This window comes from Ensifer sp. (assembly GCF_035999135.1).
Taxonomy (GTDB): domain Bacteria; phylum Pseudomonadota; class Alphaproteobacteria; order Rhizobiales; family Rhizobiaceae; genus Ensifer.
In genome coordinates this window covers 1-1,630 of record NZ_DASYGZ010000208.1, presented here as the reverse complement: position 1 = coordinate 1,630, position 1,630 = coordinate 1, and the positions used below count along the sequence as shown (strand labels likewise).

The 1,630-nt window shown below is 60.1% G+C and carries 1 protein-coding gene; it reads left to right on the top strand.

All coding sequences use genetic code 11. The annotated features are described in order from the left end of the window. Positions 1–82: 82 nt before the first annotated feature. Entirely contained in the window at positions 83–1,456 is a 1,374-nt protein-coding gene (locus VGO12_RS28220; protein WP_327516044.1) for an ISNCY family transposase, read from the top strand. The last annotated feature ends 174 nt before the right edge of the window (positions 1,457–1,630 follow it).

Here is a 1,630-nt window from a genome sequence, read left to right as displayed (position 1 = left end):
TGTAGCCGCAAAGTTAAAGTGTCCTGATCCTGCAAAGTTGGAATGTCACTCTCCCCGGGTTTGGTGACCTGGGAGATTGCGGATGGGATTGATTGCGATGAGCGAACGCGATCTGCAACGGATTGAGGTTTTGTCGAAGGTGATCGCTGGCCGCATGACGCTGGTGTCGGCGGCACACGTGCTTGCGCTGAGCACCCGCCAGCTTCGCCGGTTGCTGGAGCGGATCAGCTCCGGCGGTGCGGCGTCGGTCCGGCACAAGGCGATCGGCCGGCCCTCGAACAACCGGATCAGTGACGGCATCCGGGATTATGCCGTGACGCTCGTGCGCGAACGCTACGTGGACTTCGGCCCGACCTTGGCGGCCGAGAAGCTTGCCGAGCGCGATGGATTGCGGGTGTCGCGCGAGACGTTGCGCCAATGGATGGCGGATGCCGGACTTTGGCTGTCGCGCAAGCAGCGACGGACGTTTCATCAGCCACGGTTGCGGCGTGAGGCCTATGGCGAGCTGGTGCAGATTGACGGGTCGGAACATCGCTGGTTTGAGGATCGCGGGCCGCCGTGCTCGCTTCTGGTGTTCGTCGACGATGCGACCGGCAAGGTGATGCAGTTGCGGTTTGTGCGCTCGGAAAGCGCCTTCAGCTACTTTGAAGCGCTGGCGCTGTATCTTGAGCATCATGGGGCACCGGTCGCCTTTTACTCCGACAAGCATTCGGTGTTTCGGGTGGCGAAGAAGGAAGCCAGGGGTGGCCAGGGCATGACCCAGTTCGGGCGTGCACTTTCAGAGTTAAACATCGAGATTCTTTGCGCAAATTCGAGTCAGGCCAAAGGCCGGGTTGAGCGGATGAACCGGACGCTGCAAGATCGCCTGGTCAAGGAATTGAGACTGGCTGATATCGCCGACATGGTGGCTGGCAATGCCTTTCTGCCTGGCTTCATGGACGACTATAACGCGCGGTTTGCGATCGTCCCTGCCCGACCCAATGACCTGCACCGGCCGATGAACCTTACGCCGGATCGGCTGGCCGAGATCCTGTGCAAACGCGAGCAGCGCTATGTCGGTGCCCAGTTGACGTTTTCGTTCGAGCGCCAGCGGATCATGCTGGAGGAGACCGAGGTGACGCGCGGCTTGGCTGGTCGCTATGTCGAGACCTATGCCTATGCGGATGGCCGGTTGGATGTGCGGTGGAAGGGCCATTCCCTGCCCTACAAAGTCTTCGACAAGGCCCAGCGGGTGACGCATGCGGCGATCACCGAAAACAAGCGGCTTGGCGATGTTCTCGCCTATATCAAAGAGCGTCAGGATCAGCAGATGAAGCCAGCGGTAAAGAGCAACAGCGATAAAAATGGCTACGTCAAACACGCGCGTGGGCCGGGCCGGCGAAAGGATTTCATCAACGATCCCGTGGTGATTGCTCGGCGTGAGAAGGCCCTGTCCCGACTTGATGCTGCGGAGTAATCCGCAGCGCGAAGTCTCAAAGCTAAAGCCGAAGGGGTGCCGTTCACCCGCCCCGATCTGATCTTGCAACCGGATCAGCCGGTCAGATCGGGGCTGATCATCGTGCCGTGCGACGGCTCAGAGTGACATTTCTACTTTGCGCCAAAGCGGACAGTTCAACTTCGCTGCCACATC

What these genes read in the sequence shown, in the direction of transcription:
- VGO12_RS28220 (WP_327516044.1), top strand. Translation starts at nt 83, where the DNA reads ATGGGATTGATTGCGATGAGCGAACGCGATCTGCAACGGATTGAGGTT.